Below are 24,300 nucleotides of genomic sequence, written 5' to 3'. Positions count from 1 at the left end.
GTGGACGCACCGCTTCCCGAGACGACTGGAGCTCGGCCACCCATCCGTCGCTCGGCGAGATGACACAGTGTCCCGGCTGTGGGTCGACGGACATCCAGGGGAACCACTGACCGGGCGCTACTCCGTCGGCTCGAAGTCCAGGGCGACGGAGTTGATGCAGTATCGCTCGCCCGTTGGATCGGGGCCGTCTTGGAACACGTGTCCGAGGTGGCCGCCGCATTCGGCGCACACCACTTCCGTGCGTTCCATGCCGTTGCTGTGGTCTTCTCGGCGCTCGATGGCGTCGTCGTCGGCCGCGTCCCAGAAGCTCGGCCACCCGCAGTGGGCGTCGAACTTCGTCTCCCCGTCGAACAGCGTCGTGTCGCAGCCGACACAGGAGTAGGTGCCGTCCTCGTCGCGGTCGACGTGGTCGCCGGAAAACGGGCGCTCAGTGCCCTGCTCGCGGAGCACTCGGTACTGGTCGTCGGTGAGTGTCGCCGCCCAGTCGGTGTCGTCGGCGTCGGTGTCTCGTGGAGCCATTGCCAACCCGTGCCTAGGGGCTGCCGGCAGGTAAGCCTACAGGTCCACCACACGGTGGGCCGGGAGCGTCCCGCCGCCGGTTCCACAACGTGGCTGGTTTCTTCTGGTAACCTGGTGTGTTGCAGAACCACTATGTGCGTGGCCACGATACGACGGGTGATGAGCGACGAGGACGACCGGTACAGCGACGCCGCGTGTCACGTGATCGACTCCCTGGAACAGATCGGCAGCCAGTGGCGGCTCATCGTGTTACACGACCTCCAGGACGGCGAGAAGCGGTTCAACGAGCTGAAACGCTCGACGGACGCCAGCTCGCGGACGCTCTCGCGGGTGTTGGATGACCTCCAGGAGCTGGGGTTCGTGAACCGTCGTCTGGAGGAGGCGTCCCCGGTCGCCACCTACTACTCGTTGACGGCGAAGGGGGAATCGCTGTTCCCGGTGTTCGACGCCATCGAGTGTTGGGCAGAGGAGTGGCTGGCGGTCGACTCCGTGGACGACGACGCCGAGCCCGCCGAATCGATGGCGGACGGCTGACCACCCCTGCGGAGTGAAAGTGAAACGCCGCTCCGAGACAGCGCATCCGGCGAGTCATCGCCGGTGGAGTGTCGGCAGCGCGCGATCCGGGATCGCACGGGGGTGGCTTCACTTTCACGCGCCGACCGGTAGGGATTAGCCGCCCGCCACCCACACGGCACACATGAGCGGGTACGGCACCCTGCACGCTGACTGGACGGTGTGGACCGAGGACGCGACCGCCGGCGACGTCGTTGTCTACCGCCCCGACGTCTTCGACAGCGAGTCGTATCCGGCCCCCTGCATGCCGACGCTCAAACTCCTCCAGCGGCCCCCCACGCAGCGCAAGCGCCGCTCGGGCACCGACACCGACGGATGGTGGGTGTCGCTGCTGTTGGAGCCCGGGGTGCGCGTGAAACACGCCGACACACACGCCGCGTCCCGGACCGCAGCCGTCGAGACGGTGCTGGAGCTGGCCGCCGAGTTCGCGGCCGGCGAGATCGACTACCGGAGCGCGTACCAGCAGCCCCGGGAGGCGTACCTCGCGCGCCTCGACGAACTCACGGGCCGAGACGTTTAACCACGCGGACAGCAAACGCCCGAGCATGCCGATCACGCTGCTCGGGCCGCGGCTCGCCGACCCCGGCACCGAGTTCGTCTACCACGGGCCGGCCGATGACTGCGAGGGGTGCCCGTACCGCCAGCAGTGTCTCAACCTCACCGAGGGGGTGCGATACGAGGTCACGGACGTCCGCGAGGGCGGCCAAGTGCTTGACTGTGCGGTCCACGACGAGGGCGCGGTCGCGGTCGACGTCGAGCCGACGACGATCCCCGCAACCGTGCCGTCGAAGGGCGCGTACGCCGGCAGCAAGGGCAAGCTCGCGGGCCCATGCCCCCACACGGAGTGCCCCAGTCACGAGTTCTGCGAGCCCGCCGGCGCGTCGTTCGACACCGAATACCAGATCGCGGAGATCGACGGCGAGCCACCCCACGATCACTGCGCGCTGGATCGGGACCTCACGCTCGTCGAGTTCGCGCCGGCCGAGCGCTGACCACGCCGACGGGATTACGTGTCCGGCCACAGTACGCGCCGGTATGGACGACCACACCCGTGCGCCGGGTGTCGCGCCGCCGCTCGGCGATCCCACCGGCTGGTTGACCGACCGTCGGGTTTGGGAGCACGCCACACTCCGGCGCGCTGTCGAGCACGGCGTTCGGCTGTTCAACAGCGGCGACTACCACGAGGCCCACGACTGCTTCGAAGTCGAGTGGTACAACTACGGCAGCGGCACCGACGAGTCGGCGTTCCTCCACGGGATGGTCCAGGTGGCCGCGGGCGCGTACAAACACGTGGACTTCGAGAACGACGACGGCATGCGGAGCCTGTTCCGCACCGCCGTGCAGTATCTCGGTGACATCCCCGCGGATTACTACGGCGTCGATGTCGGCGAGATCCGGCGGGTCATCCAGGCGGCGCGCGCCGACCCGTCGGCGCTCTCCGGGTGGGGGATCACCCTCGACGACGCGACCCCGACGGCGTACCCGGCCGACTACGAGTACGCCGAGGCCCTGGAGTGACGACGACGGCCGTGCTGGATTGCAGCGACCAGTAGGCGTTTGGGCGTCGCGGTGGTGGCGTGTGGTATGCGCGTCATCCGGGCGACAACCACCGAGGAGTACGAGGACGCCTTGCGCGTTCGGTTCGCGGTGTTCGTCGACGAGCAGGGCGTGCCGGCGGACATGGAGGTCGACGACCACGACGACACGGCGACGCATTTCGTGGCCTACGACACGATGACCGGCAGCCAGGACGCCACGCGGGCGGTGGCGGCCGCGCGCCTCCGGGCGTACGAGGGGTCCGTGGGGAAAGTCGAGCGGGTCGCCGTTCGGGCGTCACGGCGCGGCAATGGTGTCGGCGCGACGGTCATGGACGCCGTCGAGGACGCCGCCCGCGAGCGCTTCGCGGAACTGTATCTGCACGCGCAGTCGCGGGTCGCGGAGTTCTACGCGACGCGTGGCTACCACCGCGAGGGCGAGCCGTTCATGGAGGCCGGCATCGAGCACGTCGCGATGCGGAAACGCCTGTAGTCGGGGCCACCCGCCGGTTCCAGAACTATTTACGCGTTCGAACTGATAGCTCGGGTCAGCATGGACGTGGGTTCGCCGGAGGCATTCTCGGAGTCGGGCACGCTGGGCGTCGAAGAGGAGTTCTTCGTGGTCGACGAGCACGGCGTGCCCACTGCGGGCAGCGACGAACTAGTCTACGAGGGGGAGCCGCCGGAACCGATCGCGGGCCGCCTCGACCACGAGCTGTTCAAGTTCGTGGTGGAGACCCAGACGCCGACGCTCGACGGGGTGGCCGAGGCCCCGGCGGCGATCCGTGAGGTGCGGGCCGCGCTGGTCGCGTACGCCAGCGAGCACGGGCTCCGGATCGCCGGTGCTGGCCTCCACCCGGGCGCGCGGTGGCGCGAACACGAGCACGCCGAGAAACCACGGTATCGGTCTCAGCTCGATCGCATCCAGTACCCACAACACCGGAACACGACCGCCGGGCTGCACATCCACGTGGGCGTCGACGACCCCGATAAGGCTGTGTGGGTGTCCAACCGGATGCGGTGGCATATGCCCGTGCTGTTGGCGCTGTCGGCGAACTCGCCGTACTGGAACGGCTTCGACACGGGGCTGGCGTCGGCGCGCGCGAAGATCTTCGAGGGGCTGCCGAACACGGGGCTGCCGACTGCCTTCGAGTCGTACGCGGCGTTCCAGGCGTTCGAGCGTCGGATGGTCGAACACGGCGGCATCGAGGACCGCGGGGAGCTGTGGTACGACGTGCGCCCGCATTCGGGCCACGGCACGGTGGAGGTGCGTGCGCCGGACGCGCAGGCCGACCCGGCGGTGGTCGACGCGTTCGTGGAGTACGCCCACGCGCTGGTGACCGAGTACGCCCAGCGGTACGACGACCACCCTGATCCGTTCAGTGTCACCGGCCTGCGCCGCGAGCTGCTCGACGCGAACAAGTGGCGGGCGATGCGTGACGGCCACGACGCGTCGTTCGTGGCGCGCGAGACGCAGGGCGCTGTTGACCTGGGGACTGTCGTCGATCGCGAGTGCGACCGGCTCGGCGTCTCGGGCATCCGAGACGTGTACGATGATGTATCAGGTGCACAACAGCAGCGCCGGATACTCGACACACACGGCGAAAAACGACTGTATAACCACCTTTCCCTGTAGTCCTCGGGAGCGACCGCGCGTGCGTGAGTAGCATAAATGTATATGATGGTGTAGCCCGTACCTATCTGCATGTCTAAAAACAAACATGAACTGGGGTCGCCGTTTACTGTTCCTCTGCTACTCAACACGCTCGACGTCCCCGCGTTCGCTGTCGACGCCGACGGTGCCGTTGTCGCGTGGGACGACCAGATCGCGGCGCTGCTGGAGACCGCCCCCGAAGACGCCATCGGCGTCACCGACATCGGGGAGCGACTCAACGACGACGGCTCGCGCGCGCTCGCCAACAAGGTCGCCGACACGCCCATCGACGCACACCACGAATACGACGGGGTCGGCCTCGCGGACGAATCGTACGCGCTGCTCACCGGCGACTACGTCTACGAGGACACCACCGTCGCCGGCAACACCGACCTCTGGTTCATCGCGACCCCGGTCTACCACACCGGCGAGTTCCGTGGCGTGATCGAGATCGTTCAGGACCGCTCCAGCTCCGCCCGCTACCAGAGCGAACTGCAGGCGCTGTTCGGTGAACTCGTGGACACGCTGGACGCGTACGACGCCGGCCGCTTCGACGCGACAGTCGACATCGCGGCCGAGGACACGCTCCTCGACGACGAATACATCCAGATCGGGCGGACCCTCACCGAGTTCGGGGACACCCTCGCCGCCCACATCACGGAAGTGCACAACGACGTGGAACGACTCGAAGCCGCGAGCCAGGCCGTCTCGGAGTCCTCCGCCGAGATCGACGAGCTGTCCACCGCCCAATCGACGAACGTGAGCACCGTCGCCACGGAGGTCGAGACGCTGAGCGCGACCGTCCAGGAGATCGCGTCCACCGCCGACGAGGTCGTCGACACCAGCGCCACGGCCGAACGGCTTGCCGACGACGGCAGCGCCGCGGCGAGCGACGCCGCGGACATGATGGCCGACGTTGCGACCGCCGCCGACAGCGTCACCAGCGACGTCGAAGCCCTCCAGAACCGCATCGAAGACATCGACGAGGTCGTCGACGTCATCACGGGCATCGCCGAGCAGACGAACATGCTGGCGTTGAACGCCTCCATCGAGGCCGCCCGCGCCGGTGAGGAGGGCGAGGGGTTCGCGGTGGTCGCCGAAGAAGTCAAAGCCCTCGCCGAGGACGCACAGTCGAACGCGGGCCACATCGAGTCGCTGGTGAGCGAGATCCAACGCGACACCGCAGACACGGTGACCGATCTCGTGACCACCACTGACCGGATCGAGGACGCCGTCGCGCAGGTCGAGGACGCGATGGCGAGCTTCGAGGAGATCGTCACGGCGGTCGAGGCCACCGCCGAGGGCATCGAACAGGTGTCCGACGCCACCAACGAGCAAGCCGCAAGCGCCGAGGAGATCGCCGCGATGGTCGACGAGACCGCCGACTTGGCTGACGACATCACGACGGCCGTCGCGGACATCGTCAGCCAGACCGAAGCGCAATCCGCAATGCTGCACGATCTCGACGAGTCAGTGTCCGAGCTCCACGACCAGTGAGCGGCGGCGCGGACGAAGTCCTTTTCACCAGTTCAGCCATGCGTTTGAACTGAACGCACGCATGCCTGAGGATTCACGCGACACCAACACGGCCGCCCGCGAGCACCTCGAAGACGGCACGGACCGCGCCGTCGCCGGCTTCGACGACGGCGTCGTTGACGTGCTTGCCTGGCTGCTGGACACCGACACCCGTGCCCGCATCTTCGTGTACCTCCGCCAGCACCCGTACAGCACCAGCGACGAAGTCGCTGACGGGACCGGACTGTACCCCTCGACCGTGCGGGAAGCAGTTGCCGAACTCGCCGCCGACAGCATCGTCGACCGGCGCAAGCGCCACGCAGAGGGCGCGGGCAACAACCCATACGAGTACACCGCCATCCCCCCGAGTGACCTGGTCGCCGACACCGTCGGACGCGTCCAGCGCGGTCTCAACTCGGTGTTCAATCTCGACGCGCGACTCGGCGACAGCGACGACGACACCGCCAGCCACGACACGCCGGTCCGCATCGAAGTCGAGGACGCCTCGCCGGAGGCGGACACTGCGGCCGACGACACCTGAACCCAAACGGCTAAACGCGCACAGGCCGACCGCCGGCATATGAATGTCGCCCTCGGTGGCACATTCGACCCGATTCACGACGGCCACCGAAAGCTCTTCGAGCGCGCGTTCGACCGCGGCGACGTGACCGTCGGCCTCACCAGCGACGACCTGGCCGCCGACACCCGCCACGTGGACCGTCACGTCCGCTCGTTCGACGCGCGCCATGCCGACCTCGACGACGAACTCGCCGCGCTCGCCGAGACGCACGACCGCGAGTACACGATCCGAACGCTCGACTCCCCGACGGGGATCGCGACTGAACCCCACTTCGACGTGCTCGTGGTCTCCCCGGAAACCGCCGCCGGCGGCGAACGCATCAACGAGTTGCGCGCCCAGGACGGCACCGACCCCCTCGAAATCGAGGTCGTCGACCACGTCGACGCCGCCGACGGGGACATCATCTCCTCGACGCGCATCGTCCGCGGCGAGATCGACGAACACGGCGCGCTCACGCCCGCCCGCGAGGGCCGGGACCCACGCCAGTAGCCTACCACGTCGGCGGGTCGAAGCCGGCGCGCGCCAGCAGCTGCTTCCAGCGCTCTTGGATCACGAGCCGCGAGACGCCGGCGGCGTCCGCGACCGCCGTCTGGCTGCGCTGGTCGCCCGCGATGAGCGCGCCGGCGTACACGCTCGCGGCCAGCACCGCGGGCTCGGAGCGCGGTGCGGCTCCGTCGACCGTCGACAGGAAGAGGTCTTTGGCGGTCGACTCGGCTTCGGCGGTCAGTTCCAGGTCGGCGGCGATCCCGGCAAGCTCGGTGAGGCGGTCGTCGTGTGCTCGCTCGTCGCCCGCACGGTACATACCCACCAGTTGATCCGCCTGCGGTATAGGTTCATGGGCGTGGCCGGCGGATAGCGCAACGCATTTTTACGGGTGCGCAGTAGAGTGCGGGTGCGGCGCGCGGGTAGCCAAGCCAGGAAACGGCGTAGCGCTTAGGACGCTATCCCGTAGGGGTCCGCCGGTTCAAATCCGGTCCCGCGCATACCACTCGATTCGAGTGATTCGGCGGCTCGGTGTGGCGCGCAGACCGCGTGCAAGCGGCGTGTGTCTGACGCGTGGCTGCCAGGTCCCGGGAAGCTTTTTGCGCGTGCGGTGGTTCCATCCAGGAAATGACTCGGCCACCGGATCTTCTCGCCGACGTGCTCGATGGGATCGACGCCCTGCTCGTGTTCTCGCCGAGCGGGTCGTACTACGACCGCGTTGCCGACGTCGAGGGGGTTGACGTCGTCGTGGTGGCCACCGAGAACGCCGTCGGCGCCGAGACGTTCGTCGAGTTACCCCTGGCGTTCGACGACGTGCGAGAGCAGATCCGGTTCGGGATCGAGGGCGCGCTCAGCGAGGGTGTCGTGGCCGACGGCGACGAGCTCGGCTGCGTCGCGCCGTTCCTGAGCGAGGAGGTCGACATGGTGACGCGGACGCGCGCCAACGCCGGCACCCAATCCAGCGTCTACGAGTTGTTCGCCAGCACGCGCGCGGAGCCCGGGGTCATCCGGGACGTCTTCGACGTGGCGATCGAGCTCGGGCGGAAAGGCCAGAAGGGCAAGCCCGTGGGGGCGCTGTTCGTCGTCGGGGACGCCGGCAAGGTCATGACGAAAAGCCGGCCGCTATCGTACAATCCCTTCGAGAAGAGCCACGTTCACGTCGGGGATCCGATCGTGAACGTGATGCTCAAGGAGTTCTCGCGCCTCGACGGCGCGTTCGTGATCTCCGACTCCGGGAAGATCGTGTCGTCGTACCGCTACCTGGAGCCCGGTGCCGAGGGCACGGACATCCCGAAGGGATTGGGGGCGCGGCATATGGCAGCGGGGGCGATAACCCGGGATACGAACGCGGTCGCGATCGTGCTCTCGGAGTCCGACGGCCTGGTGCGGGCGTTCAGGAACGGCGAGCTGGTGTTGGAGCTCGACCCCGAGGAGAACTAGCATGACAGACGTGTTGCGGACGCTTGCCGGCCCGCATTTCGAGTACGCGCTTGCGACGCTCGTGTTGCTTTGCGGGGCCGTCGCGGGCTACCTCGTCGGGTGGATCCACCGGCGCGTGATGTTGGCCGCCGGGGTCGATGAAATCGTTGAGGGAACCACCGTCGAGCGGTTGGCGCGGCGATCCGGGACCACAACCGTCGATCTGACCGCGCGGTTCGTGTCGACGGTCGTCTACATCGTGGCCGTGCTGGTGGCGCTGGACGCCGCCCAGTTCTCCATCCAGAAGCCACTGTGGCAGCTGCTCGGCTCGATCCTGCCGTCGGTGCTGGCTGCCGTGGTCGTGGTGGTGGTCGGGGTGCTCGTCGGCGACAAAGTCGAGGTGTTCGTGACCGAGCGGCTGCGGTCGGTGAAGTTCCCGGAGGCGTCGGTCGTGGCCGTGGCCGCGCGCTACACGGTGGTGTTGGCTGCGGGGCTCGTGGCGTTGTCCCAGCTCGGCGTGGCTGTGGCGGCGCTGCTCGTGGTGTTCGGCGTCTACCTCGCGTCCGTGGTGGTGTTCGCGCTCGTCGCGACCCGGCAGCTGTTGGCGTCGGCGGCGGCGGGCGTCTACCTGCTGTTGCGCCAGCCCTACGGGATCGGTGATCAGGTCGCCATCGGGAGCCGCGAGGGCGTCGTCCAGGAGGTGGACGTGTTCGTGACGCGGATCGAAGCCGACAGCCGGGAGTACGTCATCCCGAACCATCTCGTGTTCCGCGACGGGATCGTCATCGTCCACCACCAATGAACGGACTCGCCACCATCCTCGGTGCCATCGCTGTGGGGGCGTTCGGGTACGGGATCGGCCGGCACGACCGCGTGCAGTCGTGGGCAGCGACCCGACCGGGCCGCCACTGGGCGCGCCGCGTGTGGATCGCCAGTGGGCTGTGCCTGTGCGTCGCAAGCGGGGTGTTTCCGGTGTCCCAGCCCGCGGGCATCGCGGTGTTCCTCCTCACCGGCGTGGTCGGCGTGGCGGCGGCGGGCATCGCCGCTGCGGGGGCCGCCGTCGACGCCCGACAGGCGGCGCGCTCCCAGTCGCTGGGCCGCAGGCTCCGCACGTTCTGGGGCATCGCAGCCGCAGCCCATCGCGTCACGCGGTACGGGCTCGTGGTCGGTGGCGCGGGGTTCCTGTTGGCCGCGCTGACCGGCGGCATCGCGGTCACGCCGCCGCTATCGGTTGTCGGCGGGTTCGCGTTCGGCGGCCTGTTGGCGGTGCTCGGCGGGTTGACCGCGGTCGGCGCGCTCGTGCCCGGGGCGCACGCGCACCGAGTGAGCGCCCGGGCACGGAGCGAGACGGAGGATCCCGACGATTCGGCGCGTTAGTCGCCAGTGGGCGCGGCGGGGACGCCGGCGACCGTTTCGCCGGGCGGCACGTCGGCGGTGACAAGCGAGTTCGCCGCGACCTGTGCGCCGGCACCGATGGTGACCCCGGGCAGCACGACCGCGCCGGCCCCGATCATCGCGCGATCCTCGACGACGACCGCGCCCGTGCGGTATTCGTCGTGGAGGAACTCGTGGCACAGCAGCGTGGCGTCGTAGCCGATGATGGCGTCGTCGCCGACCGTGACGAGCTCCGGCCAGAAGACGTCGGGCGTCGACTCCAGGCCCCACGCGACGCCGTCGCCGACCGTGACGCCGATGCGCGCCAGCAGCCAGTTTTTCGCGTGGAGGCTCGGGGAGATGCGTGCAAGCACGATCACGACGTAGTTCAGCGCGACCCGGAGCGGGTGTTTGGCGTCGGTCCACCGCCACAGGGAGTTGCGCGCGTTCGGCGTGGGGTGGCGCTGGAGGCGGTCGTGGCGGCTGGACGCCCCGTCGGGGTCCGGGCGCGCGGTCATACCGACCCGTCGGTGGCCGGCGTGTCATTGCCACCGACGGGAAACGACGCCGTGATGTCCCACGCGTGGATGCAGTGGACGCGCCCGGCGTCGTCGCCGATCCGCCAGTGGTGGGCGTCCTCGGACCAGTGCTCGTGGCGACCACAGCGCGTGCAGACGCGCTCCGATGGCGTTCGGAGGTCGGTCATCAGTACAGTGATGTCGGCCAACCGGCTTGAGGACTGCGGTCAGTCCGACTCCGAGCGGAACGCGTCCAGCTGGCTCCCGAGGAACGACGGCGTGAGCGTCGTGAACTCGGCGCGCTCACCCGGGCCGAGATACTCGAAGACCGAGTGGCGTGCGTCCTCGACGTACCGGCCGCCGGCGAACACGCGCACTCCGACCTCCTCGGGGCCGCGGATCACGCGCCCGATGGCTTGTCTGGCGCGCCGAACCGCGGGCACCGTCAGGGCGTACTCGAAGGCGTGGTCGTCGCCGAAGGCGTCGGCGTACGCGCGCCTGACCGCCCGGATCCGTGGCGACCCGACGTTCACCAGCGGCACGCCGACGACGAGACACGCCCCGAGTTTCGCGCCGTCGTAGTCGACGCCCTCCGTGAGCGTGCCCCGTGTGCTCGTCACCAGCACCTTGCCGTCGCCAGCGAAAAACGTCGCTTTGAGGTCGTCAGTCGCGGCGTTCGACGACGATTCGTCGACGAGCACGTCCTTCTCGACGACGCCGTCGCTGAGATAGGCGGCCGCCCACGCCGCCTCCCGGTAGTTCGGCATGCAGACGAGAACGTTGCCGGGCTGGCGGGCGACCGTCCGCAGCACGTAGCGGTATTCGTCGCGCGTCGGGTTGTCGGTGCCCGGCTCGGGGTCGCCGCGGTTGTGCGCCGTGAACGGCGTGGCGTCGACGAGGAAGCTCGCGCGGTTCGATTCGGGGAACCGCAGATCGTAGCGGCGCTCCACGACGGGGCGGGGGTCGCTGTCGCCCGCGCCCGCCGCCAGGCGGTCCAGGCCGGCGACCTCCCGGAACACGTCCAGCGGTTCCAGGGTGGCGCTCATCAACACGCCGCCGCCGACCTCCGACAGCGTCTCCCGGAGCGCGCGGGCGGGCATGCAGTTGAACATCACGAGCGCGGGGGTGTAGGATTCGGCCCACGTCGCGCCGGCCCGCCCCGACTCCTTGGGCACGTGCTCTAGCTCCACCTCCCGGAAGTACGTCGCGTGGTCGCGTTCCCACCACCGCTGGAGCGTGACGCCCACGGGGCCTGCCACCGCCGATCGGTCGCCGTCGTCGTCGAGGATCGCCTGCACCGCGGTGCCGGTTGCCGCCAGCGACCGCCACGCGTCCCCGGTGTGGCCGTGCTGTTCGGCCCACTGCGTGAGCGCGTCGGGCTGCTCGCTTTCGGGGTCCCGCAGCGGGATCTCGTGGTCGCGTTCGGGCAGCGACCCCGGGCGGTCGGGGTCGAACCCCTCCGCGGCGAGGTATCGCGCCACGCGGTCGTCGAGCCACTCCAGCACGTCGTCGAGGAACCCGACCATCGCCTCGACGGCGTCGAGCGAGCAGTCGTGGCTGGCGAGGTGGTCGGTGACCTGCTGGCGGTTCTCCCGGCTCTGGTTGGCCCGCGTGAGCAGCGTCCGGCAGTCGTTGCGGGCGCGAGTGAGCGTGTGCCGCCCCAGGCGGTCCGAGAGCAAGTCTCGAACGCGCTCCTCTAGACGGTGGGCTTCGTCGACCACGACGAACGTCGAGTCGTCGATGAGGTGGTCGGTGAGCCCCCGGGTCTGGGGGTCGAAGAGGTGGTTGTAGTTCCCGACGACGACCTCCGCGTGATCCAACAGCACCTGCTGGACGCGGTGGGGGCACGTTCCGTGGTCGACGCCCGCGGGCAACACGTCCGCGCTCGTGACGACGTTGTGCCGGCCGGCCTCGAAGCCGACCGGCGAGCCCTTGTCGCGGCCGTACCAGTCGGCCTCGAACGGACACATCAGCGGCGGGTCGCCGTCGGCCATGTCCTCGGGGGCGGTCGGCTGGTGGGGGACGTACGGTGCGTCCGTGCCAGCCGTCCGCAGCGGGGTCTGCGAGAGCGTCTGGCTGGCGTCGGCGCGCGCCGACCGCGCCAGCGCCCGACCCGCTGCGGGATCCCACCACGGCTCGTCGGGGGTCTCCGCCGCCGGCAGTTCGGTGAGGTCGCGTGCGTCCTGCCCGTCGAACTCGCCGCCGTCGTCGCCCTCCACGAGGCCGGCAGTCGACTCCCGGAGGTCCTCGCAGCGCTCGTGGACGCCGGCGTCGTCGGGGAACTTGTCCTCGCGCTCGTACGGGCAGAGATCCCGCTTTCCGACGAGCGCCACGCCGTCCAAGGGGTCATCGAGGCCCGCGTTCATCGTTCGGAGGTCCGCGACGAACTGCTCCAGTTGCTGTTTGACCGGCGTCACTACCAACACGCGCTCGTAGCTGTCGGTGTTGCGCACGAGGTGCGCGCCCGCGGTCAGCGCCGCCATCGTCTTGCCCGTCCCGCAAGGCCCCTCCATCGCGAGGAAGCCGTCGCTGTCACCGGCTTCGATGGCTGCCCCGATGGCGTCGGCCTGCTGGTCGTACGGTGCCTCGAACCCGAAGAACTCGCGCCACGGCTCGTCGGCGTCGCCCATTCGGTCAGTGGTGGGGCGGCCTCGGGTAAGAACCCTCGGAAGCCCGGCGGGTCAGTGGCCGTGCGCGTCGTCGTCAGTGACGTGGGTGCGCTCGCGGTGCCGGACGTACAGTGCAGCGACGCAGAACGAGAGCGCGACGATGCCGAGCCTGACAGCCGTGTCCACCGGCGGGTCCGACGGCAGCCCCCCGTCGACCGCAGCGAGCAGTCCGACGGTGACGAACACCACCGATTTGACGACCCAAGTGGACAGCGGACTGCCCAGGTGGTCGTTCACGATGGAAAGCGGGAGCCCAACGACGACTGCGATGGAGAGGAACGCGGACAGCACGTCACCGGTCGCAGCGAGCACGCCACCGGAGCGACGGCGGGACATATCCAGCGCTGTGACCGCCAGCGACAGAACGGCTCGGGTGGGTCAGTCGAACTGCGGAAGCGAAAGCGGCACCGACCCCTTGGTGTACCCCTCGACGCGGCCGCTGGGCCGCAGCCGGAACACGACCGCCGGCCGGTGGCGGACCTCGGGCCGCTCGCCGCGAATCCGACGCCACTCGTCGTCCGGGAACGACGAACAGTCCACGACCAGCACCGCACCGCCGCCGTGCTCGCTGAGCTGGCCGTCGGTCTTCGTCGCCGCCGTCTCCCGGACGGCGGCGATGGGGGTGCCGGCCGCACGATCGCTGGTTGGCACCGGCCGCGTGACCTCCACGAGCACGCCCTGCTCGCCCTCCCGGTCGGCGCGGAAATCGAGGCTGTGACCCGTCGTCACCTCGATCTCCGGGGTGACCTCGTAGCCCGCCTCCCCCAGCAGCCACGCGGCGTGGAACTCGCTCATCGCCGCGCTGGCGCGGGGCACGTCGAGTGTCTCCGAGGTCCCGAGTTTGCCCGCCATCTCGTGGCGGTGGTCGTCGAAGACACCCGTCCGCAGGAACGACTCGTAGAACGCCAGCGCGTCCTGGAAGTCGGCGTCCGGAAACCCGGCGGCGTGCTCGCGGAAGAACGCCCGCGTGGTCCGGCGGCCGTCCTTCGAGCACAACACGGACAGGAAGAACCACGACACGTACGGGTACGCCGCCAGCCAGGGGGCGTGCTGGTGGAGCTCCGCAGTGAACTCGCGTTGGGCCCACCGACTCACCGCGAACGGCGCGTCGGCAAACGACCGCTTGTCGGTGCGCCACAGCGGCGACGGTGTTTCCGTGTTCCCCAGCCACCAGCCGCCGGGCGTGTCGTCGGCCGGCCACGCGAACAGTGCGGTGTCGCCCGTGTCGACGTCGAAGCGCCGTGCCTCGTAGCCCGACGGCTGCGCGAACCAGGGCGTGTCCGCTGACGCACCGAGGTTGGCGTCGAGCTCTCGGTGGAGCGCGTCGGTAACACGGTCGGTACTCCAGCGCTCCCGGGACCGCCGGAACCGGAGTGGCTTCGCCACGGTCGTCGTATGCTGTCCCGTGTGTTAGCGGTTTCGACGGTTACTCGACGCGTTGCTGGAAGGCGTTGCCCTTCCAGCGGAACACGGCACCGTACTCCTCCCACTCCTCGCGCTCTTCGAGCCGGTACTGGGCGAACGACGGGTTCCGGATGAGTTCGAGCTCGGAGACGTGGAGTCGAACCGGCTTCAACAGCGCGCCGAACGGCGCCGTCGTGCGCTCGGTCTGGATGTCGTTGTCGTCGGGTTCGAACGTCGGCCCCTCGATCGGGTCGACGGTGACGCTCCCGAACTGGTAGCGCTGCCAAACGTCGTAGTCGCCGTACGGGACGGTATCGGCCGGCGGGCTGTCGCGGACGACTTGGAGTTTGAATCGGCGACACTGTGCGGGCTCTTCGGTGACCCAGATCAGGCCCCGTGCGTGCAGCTTCAGCGCGTGATCGCCCATCACACCGCCGTTGACAACGTACTCGCCGGAGGTGTATTCGATGCCATCCAGGCGCACGTCCGAGAGCGTTCCGTCGAAGTACCGCTGCTCGCGGTACTGGAACGGCAGCCCGGTCTCAGCCGCGCGTTCGATCGTCGGCCGAGCGCGGTCCGGAAGCGTGTCGTCTTGGTCTTGCCCCCAGTTCGACCGCGTTTCGTTGGGATCGATCCAGGCTGTCACTGGACGGTCACAGTAGACCATTGTCATCGTTCATGATAAATCCTTCACCCGAACCGACCAGATTCGCAACGACTAAACAACTACCTCGCCGAAAGCTGAATGCGTGCGAGGGTAGCCAAGCTCGGCCAACGGCGACGGACTCAAGATCCGTTCTCGTAGGAGTTCGAGGGTTCGAATCCCTTCCCTCGCATCGCCGGCGCACACTGTGCGCCGCGGGATGCGGGAAGTCCACGGGACGGACTTCCCTCGCAAAACACACTGTTACACGCCACCAGCGACAGCCGGAGTCGCTGACCCAGACCGACGGCTCTTTGCACCGGGCGACCCCTGCTGGTGGCATGCACGACACCGACCGCGTTTCGGTCGCCGAGCGGGCGGCACGCACGGGCGGCGCGGTTGCGCTCGACGCGTTCCGAACCGGCATCGACGTCGAAACGAAATCCGGGAAGACGGACGTCGTCACGGAGGCCGACCGCACCGCCCAGCGCCGCGTCGTCGACGTGATCGACGCCGTCTACGACGAGGACACCATCGTCGGCGAGGAAGCCGACGCGCTGAAGACGGTGCCCGACGCCGGCGCCGCCTGGGTGATCGACCCGATCGACGGCACGAACAACTTCGTGCGTGACACCCAGCTGTGGGCGACCGCGGTCGCCGCGGTCGTGGACGGCACCCCGGTCGCGGCGTGTAATCGGTTCCCGGCGCTCGAAGACACCTACATTGCGGGCGCTGACGGGGCCACACTGAACGGCGCGCCGATCTCGGTCAGTGAGAAAACCGACCCCGAGACGTTCGTGGTCGCGCCCACGATCTGGTGGGATTTCGACCGCCGCGACGAGTACGCCGCCGCCTGCGCCGCGATCGTCGAGCGGTTCGGCGACATGCGCCGGTACGGCTGCGCGCAGGCCGTGTTGTCGATGGTCGCGAGCGGCCAACTGGAGGCCACGATCACGAACGTCGTCGCCAACCCGTGGGACAGCGTCGCCGGCGTCCATCTGGTTCGGCAGGCGGGCGGCGTCGTGACCGACATCGACGGAACGCGTTGGACGCCGGGCGCGACCGGGCTCGTCGCGTCGAACGGGACCGCACACGACGCCGTGTTGGCCGCCGCCCAGGAGATCCGCGCTGCGGCCGAGTAGTAAGGTATTGGCGTTGGCACCGTCTACCGCGGACACATGGATGTAGACGACACGGACCGCGAGATCCTGCGCGCGCTGCAGGCCGACGCCCGGAAGCCGTTCAGCGAGATCGCCCGCGAGATAGACATGTCCTCGGCGACGGTGCATGACCGCGTCAGCCGCCTGGAGGAGGCGGGCGTGATCCGCGGCTATCACGCCGACGTCGACCCGAAGGCGGTCGGGCTCGGAACCACCGCGTTCGTGGGGCTGCGCGTCGAACAGGGCCGGGAGGACGAAACCCTCGACCGGCTCACCGGCATCGAGGGTGTTCGGGAGGTCAACCTCACGACCGGCGAGTGGGACGTGATCCTGCGTCTCGTCGCCGAGGACACCGACCATTTGCGCGCACTCATGTTCGAGGAGATCGCTGACATGGACGGGTTCGCGCGCTCCCAGACGATGGTCGTGTTGGGGACCGAGTACGAATCGCCGGAACTGCCGCTGTGAACGCACGCCCGGCGGCAACCGCTTGTCGGGCGACGTACCGGCCGCGCGTTCTGACCAGCACCTGCCCCACGGCGGGCGTCGAGCGTGCGCGATCACCCCCACGGCTGTGGTGTCGTCTGCGCCGTTGACGGTGGGTTCGATTTCGCGTCGCCTAGAGCAAATTCCGATACGTATATGACATGTTGTTTCTGACCGTACAGTATGGTCGAATTGTGCGATGGGTGTATCGATCACCTCGAAGCCGCACTCCAAGCCACTGACCACACGGAGAAGAACTACCACATCCGGGAGGTGTTACAGGCCTGCGAGACCGCGGAGTTACCGCCCGATCAGACGGTGGAACTGGCACGACTGAACGACACCTAGGGCGTCCGATGGTGCGTGCCGGATCGCCCGCGGTGGCGACCCCAGCGGGCGCGGTCACGCGGTGTCGTCGCGCGCCGGCAGCCTGATCGTGACGACCGACCCCTGGGGCGTGTTGTCCTCGAAGTCGAGGTCGCCGTCGGAGTGGGTGACCGCCCAGTAGACCAGCCAGAGCCCCAGCCCCTGGCTGTGGTGCAGCGCGTCGATGGCGTCGTCGCCGTTGAGCACGCGACGTTCCATGCGTGGGATGCCCGGGCCGTGGTCGGAGACGGTGATCCGGACGTGATCCATGCCCTCGGTGGCCGTGGGCTCGGAGACGGAGACGCTGACCTGCGGGGCCGTGCAGTCGGCGTGCTGGATCGCGTTCGTGACGACTTCCTGGATCGCCGTGCCGATCTGGGGGACGGCGGCGGCGACGGCGGTCGGGGGCGTGTCGACTGTGAGGTCGGCGTTCGGGGCGTCGGCCTGCGCGCGCTCGACGACGGTCTCCGTGATGCGCGCCACGTCCAGGGGCTCGGGCGTGGTGTCCGTGTCCAACACGTCACTGATCGCGCGTTCCTTGTCGGCGGTTTCAACCAGGGAGTCACACCGCGAGATGATGTGCGCGGCGTGGGCGGCCGCCTCGCCGGTGGCGTGGCTGGCGACGAGTTCCGCGCGGCCACGAACCACGTTCAGTTCGTTGCGCAGCGTGTGCCGCAGCACGCGATCGAGGACGTGCAGTTGGCGGGCGCGTTCGCGGTTCTCGGCCACCGACTGGTCGATGGTGTCGCTCATCTCGTTGAACCCGGTGCCGATGCGCTCCCATTCGTCGGCCCCGCCGACGTCGACGTGGGTGCCGTACGCGCCGTCGCGGAGCGCGCGGAACCCGTCGATCAGGGCCTCGACTTGCGCGAGGTTGCGGCGGTAGTTCCACCAGCCGAACACCGCGATGACCGCGAACACGCTGATCACGCTCCCCGTCTGGAGGAGCGTGAGCCGTTGGATCGTCGGCCCGATGACCGCGCGGGACTCGGAGACGGAGACCACCCAGTCGGCCTCCGAGAGGGGGGCCGTGTGGGTGGTCACCGACCGGTTCGGCGACGGCGGACGGTGGTAGATGTCCGCGCCGCCGTCGGTGGTGACCGTGACACCCGACGAATCCGGGAGATCCGACCGCAGCAGATCGAACGCGCCGGTCTCCGAGAGGTACACCGCGCCGTTCAGCGTGGCGACGATGTCGCCGTCGCGGCGGACCGGCGTGCTCACGACGACGACGTTGGTGCCGGTCTCCGCGGGAACCGGGTTGCTGATGTAGGTGGTGCCGGCGAGCGCGCGCTGCACGTACCTGCGGTCCCCGAAGTCGGAGCCGACGACGCTGGCGGCGTCCGACTGCGGCGCGGCGAGCGCGGTCATCGTGCCGTTCGCTGCGATCACGGATGCGCCGGCGAACGCGGAGTTGTTGACGAGCGCCCGGAGGGCGGATCGCTGTCTGGCGGTGCCGTGTGCGCGAACGCCGGGGCGTGTGGCCCACAGCTCGACGGACTGCTCGTGGGTTTTGAGTTGGGCATCCAGTTCGGTCCTGACGAGCGCCGTGTTCCGTTCGACAGTGGTCGTGTGCTTGTCGACGACGGCGCTCTGGTAGGCTTGGAACCCCGCGTAGGTCGCGCCGCCGAGGACGAGCGCCGTCACCACGAGGACGACCGCGAAGAGGGTCTGAGAGCGCACGGTTACGGCCCCGTGCGGAGCGTCACCGAGAACACCGCGCCGGTGGGGTCGTTGTCCGACACCGTGACACGGCCGCCCACGGAATCCACGAGCGTGTCGACCAGATACAACCCCATGCCGGTGCCGTCGCTGTCCAGTCCGGTTTCGCCCTTGCCGAAGATGGCGTCCTTCTGCGCGTCGGGCACGCCGGGGCCGTTGTCCGCGACGTGGATCGTGGCCGTGTTGTCGTCGGTGCAGTCCGCCGACACAGTGACGTCGGGGCTGTCCTGGTCGTTGTGTTGAATGGCGTTTTTCAGGAGGTTGCGGAACACCGAGTCGAGCATGTTGTTGCCGTGGACCGTGACGTCCGGGATCGAGCCGTCGACGGTCACGGCCGCACTGGGGAACGACGACCGTACTTCGGCCAACTCGGCCTCCAGCGTCGCGCGCAGTGACATGACGTGGTCGGCGTCGGGGTCGATGAGCATCACGTCCGCGATGTCGCGGGCGGTCTTCGTCAGCTCGACGGCGTGGTCGGCGCTCTCCAGGACGCGTTCGATGTAGTCGGCGTGTTCGCCGTCGAGTTCCCCGGCCAGCATGTCGGCGTACGCGAGCACGAGCTGGAGGTCGTTGCGGATGTCGTGGCGAAGCACCTGATTGAGGACGTCGAGGTTGTCGCGTTGCGTCTCCAGGCGGGCCTCGTAGTCGGCGCGCTCGGTGACATCGACCACGATCGAGAACAGCACGGTGTCGGTGTCGAGTTCGATCGGCGAGGAGTGGATCTCGACGGTTCTGCGCTCGCCGTCGGCCAGCTCGTGTTCGAAGACGAAGTGGTTGCGCTCCCCCTCCTCGGCTTGGCCGCGGTGGGTGTCGAGGGCCCCATTGGGCAGCGTGTTGAGGTCGGTCACGGTCATGCCCGTGAGTTCGCTGACCGAGTAGCCGTAGAACGCCGCGGCGGCGTCGTTGGCGTTCTGGATGCCCCCCGAGTCCGGGTCGATCAGCAGCATCGGCGCGGAGTGGTGTTTGAACATGCGGCGGAACCGCCGCGCGCGCTGGCGAAGCTCGGTTTCGAGTTGGCGGCGCTCGGTCACGTCCCGGATGGCGCCATCGACCACGGTGGTGCCGTCGTGCGTGACCGTGACCGCCGTGAGCGTCCCCCAGACGGTGTTGCCGGCCAGCGTTTCGAGTTCGAGTTCGGTCTCCGTGACGACGCCGTCGGCGCGCAGCGTGGCGACGATCTCCTCGCGCGCCGCCGGGGTTGCGTAGAACTCCGTGGCCGGGCGGCCGCGGAGCGCGGCCTTCGATGGGGCGTCGGCGAACGCCACCAGCTCGTCGTTGACGCCGAGGAGCACTCCGTCCCCGAGGCGGGTGCGAAACGAGCCCACCGGGAGGGCGTCGAGGATGCGCTCGTGGTGCGCCCATTCCATGCCGGATTCGGGCGCAGCGACCACCACGAGCGCCGTCGCGGGCGCGTCCTGGTGGGCAGCGTTGAGGCGTGTGGCGTCGACGGTGACCAGCCGGCGGTCGGTGTCCGCGCCGGCGAGCACGACCCGGGCGTGCGTCCGGGTGGCGTTGCCGGCCGCCACCGCGTCACAGAAGCGATCGAGGTCCGAGGCGGTGTCCTGTGGGGCGAACGATCTGATGGGCGCTCCGACCGGGTCGGCAACGCCGGTGAGCTCGCTGAACGCCGGGTTCGCGAACGTGACGGTTCCATGCTGGACGACAACCACGGGGTCCGTGACGGCGGCGAGCACGTCGGCGTACGAGTGTGGTGGGGTGTGTGTCATCGGTGGGCACCTCGCCGGGCAGCTGTGTCGTGTTCGACTGTGGAGGTCGGGTGTCATAAACGGCGTGCGTTCGTTTCGCGGGGTGAGAAGTGGCGCCGGCGCCGACCACCACGCGTGATCGGCGGGAGGTGTACGGTCACCGATGGTGGGCCGTGGCTGTCGTGGTGGCTGCCGGAGCGAGCGCGCCGTTCAACGGCGGGAGCGGGCCGCGAGCGGGCTGGCCGATGGGTGTCGATCCGGCGGGCGAGTCCAGCGGGGCGGGGCGAGCGGTCGGGGGCCACATCGACGGGGCCGTCGGGGATATCGTGTCCCGCTTCGTGGCCGCCGCGGCGGCGTCGTCGCCGGCTGCCGCCACGGCAGCCACCACGTCCGCGTTCGACACCGGCTGTTCGCGGTCGTTCAGCCGCCGGAGGACTGCTTGCCCGTCCGCCGTCCGGTCCGTGGCACCGCGGACGCGGCGGTCGAGCGCGCCCCAGACGAGCGCGCCCTTCCGGTAGTTCGCGCCGACAGCCCACGTCTCCGGGGTGGACAGCACGGCGCTGCGCCACGGCTCGTCGGCGCCTTTCGCGATCGTTCGTCGGAACGCGTCGTTCGTCGTGGCGTTGAGCCGCAGCGACAGCAACGCGGCGTAGTACTGGGCGGTGGCTTCGATGGTCCACCTGGCGGAGGTGGTCGTGTCGTACGCCTGGCGCGTGTGGACGTATTCGTGCAGCCAGACGTTCGTGGCGGTGTTGAGCCGTTCGTCGGCTCCCACCCAGGCGTCACTGCCGCCGTACTCGACGCCCCGCGGCCCGAGGAGCGGCGCTCGTGGGGCTGCCAGGAGCCAGACGTGGTCGTCGCGCCCGCCGACCTGGAGGCGGCCTGCGGCCGCGGTGACGGTGTCCAGGATCGCCGCCGGCGGTTCCACGAGGCCAGCGCGCTCGGGGGTGACGAGCGTGATGGTCTGTCCGTGAGCGGTGCGCGTGCGCTCGATGACGGGACCGAGGTAGGCGATTTCGCCGCCAGTCGCGCCGGGGCCGTCGACGGAGACCGATTCCGACACCGAGACGGACACGTCGTCGGCGTCCGACCACCGCCAGCTGGTCCGCACCGTGGGCACCGTGACGAGTGCCCAATCGCCGGCGTCCACGAACGAGTACTCGCCGGCCTGGTGGCGCTCGTCGCTGGGCGGCGCGGCGGCGCTCTGGTTGGCGGTGACCGTTATGCGAAGCGTTGGTGCGTCCTGCCGGCCGGTCCACTCGTAGCCATCGGTGCTCGGGTCGAATCCACTGGCTGACACGCGTGTCGTGCGGTTCGGCGGGGACACCGAGAGTTCGGTCACGGAGTCGGGGATGTCGTAGGTGACTGTGGCGTCGATGCGGCCGGGTTCGTCCGGCGTCTTGGAGAGCACGACGGATTTGTGGATCGTCTCCGAGTGGGGTGTTGGGGCGCCGTTGGCCGTCGCGGGCGGCGTTCTGTCTGCACCCCGGTCGGCCGTGTGCTCGAACACTGCCGGCTGACTGGCGACCACCGCGGCCGTCACCACGACGGTGATGCCGGCCAGCCTGATGGCTGCCGTGCGATCCATGTCCACGTAATACGTTCCCAATACTCATAGCTTGTCCGGCCGTGACCGCCTACACGCCGTCCGACGGTGTGTCGGCAAGTGCACCGACTGCGGACACGACAGCGTCGCAGGCCACGAGCCTGTCGGCCCACTCGGGAGCACCCGCCGCGTCGCCGACGGCAAGCGTCGGGACGGCGTCGGTCAGCAGGCCCCGAACGCCGGGCCGGGCCGCGGCGGCAACCGGCACCGCGACACCGTCGGCGGCCGCGATGTCGGCGCGGGTCGCCGACGCGGCGGTCGTGTCTTCGAGGCGAGTGAACGGCGCGACGCTGGTACACGGACAGCCAACGCGGCGTGCGGTTTCGTGGTCGGTGTCCCCCTCGACGACGGGGCCGACGCTCACGGAAGCGCCGGCGGAGACGAGGCGGCGGACGACCGGTGTGGCACTGTCGCCGCCGCCGACGACGTGCACGCTGGTGTCGGCGGCCGCGGACGTGCGGTCGGGAAGCGGGGTCACCGTCACTGCGCCCGTCGCGGGGTCCGTGCCGACGGCAACCCTGGCGTCGAAGGCCGCCCGGATGGTGTCGGGCGTGAGCACGCTGCGGGGCGCGCCGGCGTCGTGCACGCGCCCGTCAGCCACCACCACCAGCTCGTCGCAGTATCGCGCCGCCAGATCGAGGTCGTGGATCGCGGCGACCACAGCGCGGTCCTCGCTGTCGGCGAGGTCACGAACCACCTCCAGCGTCCGGATCTGGTGGTTGACGTCCAGGCTTGCGGTTGGTTCGTCCAGCAGAAGGACGGGTGCCGCCTGGGCGAGCGCGCGCGCCAGCAACACGCGTTGGCGCTCGCCGCCGGACAGCGAGGTCACGTCGCGGGCGGCGAACTGCGCGACGCCCGTCCGCGCCATCGCGCGGTCGACGACCGCCGTGTCGGTGTCGGTCCCGAACCGCGTCGTGTGGGGGTGGCGTCCCATCTCGACGACCTGTCGCACGGTGAACTCGAACGAGACGCTGGCGTCCTGGGGGACGGTCGCGATGCGGCGGCTGGCGGCCGCCGAGGACAGCGCGTGGACGTCGTCGCCCGCGACCAGCACCGTCCCGGCGGTCGGCGTGATGAGGCCGTTCATCGCGCGCAGCAGCGTCGACTTGCCCGCGCCGTTGGGCCCCACGACGCCGACCAGGTGGCCGTCCCGGATGGACGCGTGGACGTCGTCGAGAATGCGGGTGCCGGCCAACTCCACGTCGAGGCCGGTAACGTCGAGGGTCACAGCGCGCGCACCTCACGGTCGCGCAGCAGGTACAGGAAGAACGGCGCGCCGATCAGGGCGGTGATGATGCCCACCGGTGGTTCGGTGGCGGTTGCGCGCGCCACGGTATCGGCGGCAACGAGGAACGCTCCCCCAGTGAGCGCGCTCACGGGCAGCAACACGCGGTGATCGGGGCCGACAACGAGGCGGACCGCGTGGGGGACGATGAGGCCCACGAACCCGATCGCGCCGGCGAACGAGACGGCGGCCGCGGTGACCACGCTGGCGACCGCGAGCAACAGGCGTTTCGTTCGGTCCACGTCGACGCCCAGCGTGTGGGCGTCCTCCTCGCCGGCCAGCAACACGTTCATCTCCCTGGCGTACGCCAGCAGGACGGCGCTGCCCACCACCACGACGGGGAGCGCGGCCTCGACGTCGTGCCAGCGGCTGCCGTGGAGGGTGCCCATCAGCCAGTACATCGCGGGCCGGATCTCGCGGCCGGAGTTGACGACCAGAAAGGAGGTGACCGCGCCCAGGAGGGTCTGGACGGCGACGCCGGACAGCAGGAGGGTGGCGGTCGGCGTGTGGCCGTTCTTGGTGGCGATGGCGTACACGGTGAACGCCGCGATCAGCGCGCCCGCGAAGGCCGCGGGCTGCACGCCGATGACGACGACCGACGGGAGGGTGATGGCGGCGACAGCACCCACGGCGGCCCCGCTGGAGACGCCGACGATCGACGGGTCGGCCATGGGGTTCCGGAAGAACCCCTGCAGCACCGCGCCCGAGATCGCGAGCGACGCCCCGACGGTTGCCCCGAGCACGATCCGCGGCAGCCGGATCGTGCCGACGATCACCTGGGCGGTCTCCGGAACGCCGAACTGCAGCGGGGCGGCGTAGGCGATGGTGAGCGCCGGCCACGGCAGCCCACCGCTGACGACGGGTACGGCGTGCGTGTGCATCGTGACGGACGCGCCAACCGGCACCGCAAGCTCGGTGAGTGCGGCCATCGCAACGGTGCGCAGCGTGATCGGTTCCGGGCCGATCGTGGCGCTCACGAGCAGCACCGCGACGAGCAACACCCCGGCAGCCGCCGACCACGCCACCGCTCTCGCGGACGCCTCACGCATTGAACCCAAGCGTACTTTCGGTAGTCAAATATTT

Annotated in this window: 28 protein-coding genes and 2 tRNA genes; 17 read left to right on the top strand and 13 right to left on the bottom strand. The window is 69.4% G+C overall.

Annotation, left to right across the window (positions count from 1 at the left end):
• Window positions 1–117: 117 nt before the first annotated feature.
• The gene (gene msrB / locus JRZ79_RS18635; RefSeq protein WP_010903021.1) at window positions 118–519 is read right to left on the bottom strand and encodes a peptide-methionine (R)-S-oxide reductase MsrB; all 402 of its coding nucleotides are present in this window, start codon (window positions 517–519) and stop codon (window positions 118–120) included.
• 159 nt (window positions 520–678) lie between these two features.
• On the opposite strand from msrB, the gene JRZ79_RS18630 reads away from it, so the two are divergent.
• The 9 genes from JRZ79_RS18630 to JRZ79_RS18590 all read left to right on the top strand — a co-directional run bounded on the left by JRZ79_RS18630 (window position 679) and on the right by JRZ79_RS18590 (window position 6,865).
• Window positions 679–1,053, top strand: coding sequence for a helix-turn-helix domain-containing protein (locus JRZ79_RS18630; RefSeq protein ID WP_010903020.1), 375 nt, complete (start codon window positions 679–681; stop codon window positions 1,051–1,053).
• A 163-nt stretch (window positions 1,054–1,216) separates the two neighbouring features.
• A complete protein-coding gene (locus JRZ79_RS18625) occupies window positions 1,217–1,612 on the top strand; it encodes a DUF5820 family protein (RefSeq protein ID WP_010903019.1) in 396 nt (131 codons plus the stop codon).
• Window positions 1,613–1,637: 25 nt separating this feature from the next.
• Window positions 1,638–2,084 (top strand): UPF0179 family protein, encoded by a 447-nt coding sequence (locus JRZ79_RS18620; RefSeq protein ID WP_010903018.1) that lies wholly within the window; start codon window positions 1,638–1,640, stop codon window positions 2,082–2,084.
• A gap of 43 nt (window positions 2,085–2,127) precedes the next feature.
• Complete coding sequence (locus JRZ79_RS18615; RefSeq protein WP_010903017.1) at window positions 2,128–2,610, top strand: DUF309 domain-containing protein; 483 nt, start codon at window positions 2,128–2,130, stop codon at window positions 2,608–2,610.
• Between the two features lie 66 nt (window positions 2,611–2,676).
• Entirely contained in the window at window positions 2,677–3,120 is a 444-nt protein-coding gene (locus JRZ79_RS18610) for a GNAT family N-acetyltransferase (RefSeq protein ID WP_010903016.1), read from the top strand.
• Window positions 3,121–3,180: 60 nt separating this feature from the next.
• Window positions 3,181–4,263 carry a glutamate--cysteine ligase gene (locus JRZ79_RS18605; RefSeq protein WP_205251934.1) on the top strand — a complete coding sequence of 361 codons (1,083 nt, stop codon included), beginning with the start codon at window positions 3,181–3,183 and terminating at the stop codon, window positions 4,261–4,263.
• A gap of 69 nt (window positions 4,264–4,332) precedes the next feature.
• Entirely contained in the window at window positions 4,333–5,778 is a 1,446-nt protein-coding gene (locus JRZ79_RS18600) for a methyl-accepting chemotaxis protein (RefSeq protein WP_205251933.1), read from the top strand.
• A gap of 61 nt (window positions 5,779–5,839) precedes the next feature.
• On the top strand, window positions 5,840–6,337 hold the full coding sequence (locus tag JRZ79_RS18595; RefSeq protein ID WP_010903013.1) for a winged helix-turn-helix domain-containing protein: 498 nt from the start codon (window positions 5,840–5,842) through the stop codon (window positions 6,335–6,337).
• A 39-nt stretch (window positions 6,338–6,376) separates the two neighbouring features.
• Window positions 6,377–6,865, top strand: coding sequence for a phosphopantetheine adenylyltransferase (locus JRZ79_RS18590; RefSeq protein ID WP_205251869.1), 489 nt, complete (start codon window positions 6,377–6,379; stop codon window positions 6,863–6,865).
• 1 nt (window position 6,866) lies between these two features.
• Here JRZ79_RS18590 and JRZ79_RS18585 read toward each other — a convergent pair whose 3' ends face one another.
• A complete protein-coding gene (locus tag JRZ79_RS18585) occupies window positions 6,867–7,178 on the bottom strand; it encodes a transcription initiation factor IIB family protein (protein ID WP_010903011.1) in 312 nt (103 codons plus the stop codon).
• Window positions 7,179–7,275: 97 nt separating this feature from the next.
• Here JRZ79_RS18585 and JRZ79_RS18580 point away from each other — a divergent pair.
• From JRZ79_RS18580 to JRZ79_RS18565, 4 genes are all read left to right on the top strand, one after another.
• A tRNA-Leu gene (locus JRZ79_RS18580) sits at window positions 7,276–7,359 on the top strand.
• Between the two features lie 127 nt (window positions 7,360–7,486).
• Window positions 7,487–8,299, top strand: a complete 813-nt coding sequence (dacZ, locus tag JRZ79_RS18575) for a diadenylate cyclase DacZ (RefSeq protein ID WP_205251932.1) — start codon at window positions 7,487–7,489, stop codon at window positions 8,297–8,299.
• A gap of 1 nt (window position 8,300) precedes the next feature.
• Entirely contained in the window at window positions 8,301–9,080 is a 780-nt protein-coding gene (locus JRZ79_RS18570; RefSeq protein ID WP_205251931.1) for a mechanosensitive ion channel domain-containing protein, read from the top strand.
• On the top strand, window positions 9,077–9,655 hold the full coding sequence (locus tag JRZ79_RS18565; RefSeq protein WP_205251930.1) for a hypothetical protein: 579 nt from the start codon (window positions 9,077–9,079) through the stop codon (window positions 9,653–9,655). The genes JRZ79_RS18570 and JRZ79_RS18565 overlap by 4 nt, the downstream gene beginning before the upstream one ends.
• Here JRZ79_RS18565 and JRZ79_RS18560 read toward each other — a convergent pair.
• The 6 genes from JRZ79_RS18560 to JRZ79_RS18535 are packed head-to-tail and all read right to left on the bottom strand — an operon-like array spanning window position 9,652 to window position 14,889.
• Window positions 9,652–10,170, bottom strand: coding sequence for an acyltransferase (locus JRZ79_RS18560; RefSeq protein WP_205251929.1), 519 nt, complete (start codon window positions 10,168–10,170; stop codon window positions 9,652–9,654). The two genes, JRZ79_RS18565 and JRZ79_RS18560, sit on opposite strands and share 4 nt — an antisense overlap.
• Window positions 10,167–10,358 carry an HEWD family protein gene (locus JRZ79_RS18555; RefSeq protein WP_205251928.1) on the bottom strand — a complete coding sequence of 64 codons (192 nt, stop codon included), beginning with the start codon at window positions 10,356–10,358 and terminating at the stop codon, window positions 10,167–10,169. The genes JRZ79_RS18560 and JRZ79_RS18555 overlap by 4 nt, the downstream gene beginning before the upstream one ends.
• 39 nt (window positions 10,359–10,397) lie before the next feature.
• Window positions 10,398–12,800 carry an ATP-dependent DNA helicase gene (locus tag JRZ79_RS18550; protein ID WP_205251927.1) on the bottom strand — a complete coding sequence of 801 codons (2,403 nt, stop codon included), beginning with the start codon at window positions 12,798–12,800 and terminating at the stop codon, window positions 10,398–10,400.
• A 51-nt stretch (window positions 12,801–12,851) separates the two neighbouring features.
• Complete coding sequence (locus tag JRZ79_RS18545; RefSeq protein WP_205251926.1) at window positions 12,852–13,175, bottom strand: hypothetical protein; 324 nt, start codon at window positions 13,173–13,175, stop codon at window positions 12,852–12,854.
• A 42-nt stretch (window positions 13,176–13,217) separates the two neighbouring features.
• Entirely contained in the window at window positions 13,218–14,225 is a 1,008-nt protein-coding gene (locus JRZ79_RS18540; protein WP_012289319.1) for a DUF5784 family protein, read from the bottom strand.
• Between the two features lie 40 nt (window positions 14,226–14,265).
• Complete coding sequence (locus JRZ79_RS18535) at window positions 14,266–14,889, bottom strand: hypothetical protein (RefSeq protein ID WP_012289318.1); 624 nt, start codon at window positions 14,887–14,889, stop codon at window positions 14,266–14,268.
• Between the two features lie 105 nt (window positions 14,890–14,994).
• Here JRZ79_RS18535 and JRZ79_RS18530 point away from each other — a divergent pair.
• The 4 genes from JRZ79_RS18530 to JRZ79_RS18515 all read left to right on the top strand — a co-directional run bounded on the left by JRZ79_RS18530 (window position 14,995) and on the right by JRZ79_RS18515 (window position 16,880).
• Window positions 14,995–15,079: transfer RNA gene (locus JRZ79_RS18530), tRNA-Leu, on the top strand.
• A gap of 148 nt (window positions 15,080–15,227) precedes the next feature.
• Window positions 15,228–16,028, top strand: coding sequence for an inositol monophosphatase (locus JRZ79_RS18525; RefSeq protein ID WP_205251925.1), 801 nt, complete (start codon window positions 15,228–15,230; stop codon window positions 16,026–16,028).
• Between the two features lie 36 nt (window positions 16,029–16,064).
• Entirely contained in the window at window positions 16,065–16,514 is a 450-nt protein-coding gene (locus tag JRZ79_RS18520) for an Lrp/AsnC family transcriptional regulator (protein WP_010903000.1), read from the top strand.
• A gap of 201 nt (window positions 16,515–16,715) precedes the next feature.
• Window positions 16,716–16,880 carry a hypothetical protein gene (locus JRZ79_RS18515; RefSeq protein WP_205251863.1) on the top strand — a complete coding sequence of 55 codons (165 nt, stop codon included), beginning with the start codon at window positions 16,716–16,718 and terminating at the stop codon, window positions 16,878–16,880.
• Window positions 16,881–16,934: 54 nt separating this feature from the next.
• On the opposite strand, the gene JRZ79_RS18510 is transcribed toward JRZ79_RS18515, so the two are convergent.
• The 5 genes from JRZ79_RS18510 to btuC all read right to left on the bottom strand — a co-directional run bounded on the left by JRZ79_RS18510 (window position 16,935) and on the right by btuC (window position 24,266).
• Entirely contained in the window at window positions 16,935–18,581 is a 1,647-nt protein-coding gene (locus tag JRZ79_RS18510) for a sensor histidine kinase (protein ID WP_231546367.1), read from the bottom strand.
• Window positions 18,582–18,583: 2 nt separating this feature from the next.
• The gene (locus JRZ79_RS18505) at window positions 18,584–20,347 is read right to left on the bottom strand and encodes a PAS domain S-box protein (RefSeq protein ID WP_231546366.1); all 1,764 of its coding nucleotides are present in this window, start codon (window positions 20,345–20,347) and stop codon (window positions 18,584–18,586) included.
• Between the two features lie 136 nt (window positions 20,348–20,483).
• On the bottom strand, window positions 20,484–21,914 hold the full coding sequence (locus JRZ79_RS18500) for a hypothetical protein (RefSeq protein WP_205251923.1): 1,431 nt from the start codon (window positions 21,912–21,914) through the stop codon (window positions 20,484–20,486).
• 49 nt (window positions 21,915–21,963) lie between these two features.
• Complete coding sequence (locus JRZ79_RS18495) at window positions 21,964–23,160, bottom strand: heme ABC transporter ATP-binding protein (protein ID WP_136361471.1); 1,197 nt, start codon at window positions 23,158–23,160, stop codon at window positions 21,964–21,966.
• Window positions 23,157–24,266, bottom strand: coding sequence for a vitamin B12 ABC transporter permease BtuC (btuC, locus tag JRZ79_RS18490; RefSeq protein ID WP_010902994.1), 1,110 nt, complete (start codon window positions 24,264–24,266; stop codon window positions 23,157–23,159). The genes JRZ79_RS18495 and btuC overlap by 4 nt, the downstream gene beginning before the upstream one ends.
• Between the last annotated feature and the right edge of the window lie 34 nt (window positions 24,267–24,300).

Origin of the sequence: Halobacterium sp. BOL4-2, assembly GCF_016917835.2 — an archaeon.
Classification (GTDB): domain Archaea; phylum Halobacteriota; class Halobacteria; order Halobacteriales; family Halobacteriaceae; genus Halobacterium; species Halobacterium salinarum.
Note: the sequence above shows the minus strand (reverse complement) of the source record. Positions and strands in the feature narration are given on the sequence as shown.

Bases quoted from the DNA above. Each gene is read 5' to 3' on its own strand.
- JRZ79_RS18515 (WP_205251863.1), top strand. From the start codon at position 16,716: ATGGTCGAATTGTGCGATGGGTGTATCGATCACCTCGAAGCCGCACTC.
- JRZ79_RS18505 (WP_231546366.1), bottom strand. From the start codon at position 20,347: ATGACACACACCCCACCACACTCGTACGCCGACGTGCTCGCCGCCGTC.
- JRZ79_RS18615 (WP_010903017.1), top strand. From the start codon at position 2,128: ATGGACGACCACACCCGTGCGCCGGGTGTCGCGCCGCCGCTCGGCGAT.
- JRZ79_RS18500 (WP_205251923.1), bottom strand. From the start codon at position 21,914: ATGGATCGCACGGCAGCCATCAGGCTGGCCGGCATCACCGTCGTGGTG.
- msrB (WP_010903021.1), bottom strand. From the start codon at position 519: ATGGCTCCACGAGACACCGACGCCGACGACACCGACTGGGCGGCGACA.
- dacZ (WP_205251932.1), top strand. From the start codon at position 7,487: ATGACTCGGCCACCGGATCTTCTCGCCGACGTGCTCGATGGGATCGAC.
- JRZ79_RS18550 (WP_205251927.1), bottom strand. From the start codon at position 12,800: ATGGGCGACGCCGACGAGCCGTGGCGCGAGTTCTTCGGGTTCGAGGCA.
- JRZ79_RS18545 (WP_205251926.1), bottom strand. From the start codon at position 13,175: ATGTCCCGCCGTCGCTCCGGTGGCGTGCTCGCTGCGACCGGTGACGTG.
- JRZ79_RS18595 (WP_010903013.1), top strand. From the start codon at position 5,840: ATGCCTGAGGATTCACGCGACACCAACACGGCCGCCCGCGAGCACCTC.
- JRZ79_RS18625 (WP_010903019.1), top strand. From the start codon at position 1,217: ATGAGCGGGTACGGCACCCTGCACGCTGACTGGACGGTGTGGACCGAG.
- JRZ79_RS18590 (WP_205251869.1), top strand. From the start codon at position 6,377: ATGAATGTCGCCCTCGGTGGCACATTCGACCCGATTCACGACGGCCAC.
- JRZ79_RS18555 (WP_205251928.1), bottom strand. From the start codon at position 10,358: ATGACCGACCTCCGAACGCCATCGGAGCGCGTCTGCACGCGCTGTGGT.
- JRZ79_RS18605 (WP_205251934.1), top strand. From the start codon at position 3,181: ATGGACGTGGGTTCGCCGGAGGCATTCTCGGAGTCGGGCACGCTGGGC.
- JRZ79_RS18520 (WP_010903000.1), top strand. From the start codon at position 16,065: ATGGATGTAGACGACACGGACCGCGAGATCCTGCGCGCGCTGCAGGCC.
- JRZ79_RS18525 (WP_205251925.1), top strand. From the start codon at position 15,228: ATGCACGACACCGACCGCGTTTCGGTCGCCGAGCGGGCGGCACGCACG.
- JRZ79_RS18585 (WP_010903011.1), bottom strand. From the start codon at position 7,178: ATGTACCGTGCGGGCGACGAGCGAGCACACGACGACCGCCTCACCGAG.
- JRZ79_RS18565 (WP_205251930.1), top strand. From the start codon at position 9,077: ATGAACGGACTCGCCACCATCCTCGGTGCCATCGCTGTGGGGGCGTTC.
- JRZ79_RS18600 (WP_205251933.1), top strand. From the start codon at position 4,333: ATGTCTAAAAACAAACATGAACTGGGGTCGCCGTTTACTGTTCCTCTG.
- JRZ79_RS18560 (WP_205251929.1), bottom strand. From the start codon at position 10,170: ATGACCGCGCGCCCGGACCCCGACGGGGCGTCCAGCCGCCACGACCGC.
- JRZ79_RS18630 (WP_010903020.1), top strand. From the start codon at position 679: ATGAGCGACGAGGACGACCGGTACAGCGACGCCGCGTGTCACGTGATC.
- JRZ79_RS18570 (WP_205251931.1), top strand. From the start codon at position 8,301: ATGACAGACGTGTTGCGGACGCTTGCCGGCCCGCATTTCGAGTACGCG.
- JRZ79_RS18610 (WP_010903016.1), top strand. From the start codon at position 2,677: ATGCGCGTCATCCGGGCGACAACCACCGAGGAGTACGAGGACGCCTTG.
- JRZ79_RS18620 (WP_010903018.1), top strand. From the start codon at position 1,638: ATGCCGATCACGCTGCTCGGGCCGCGGCTCGCCGACCCCGGCACCGAG.
- btuC (WP_010902994.1), bottom strand. From the start codon at position 24,266: ATGCGTGAGGCGTCCGCGAGAGCGGTGGCGTGGTCGGCGGCTGCCGGG.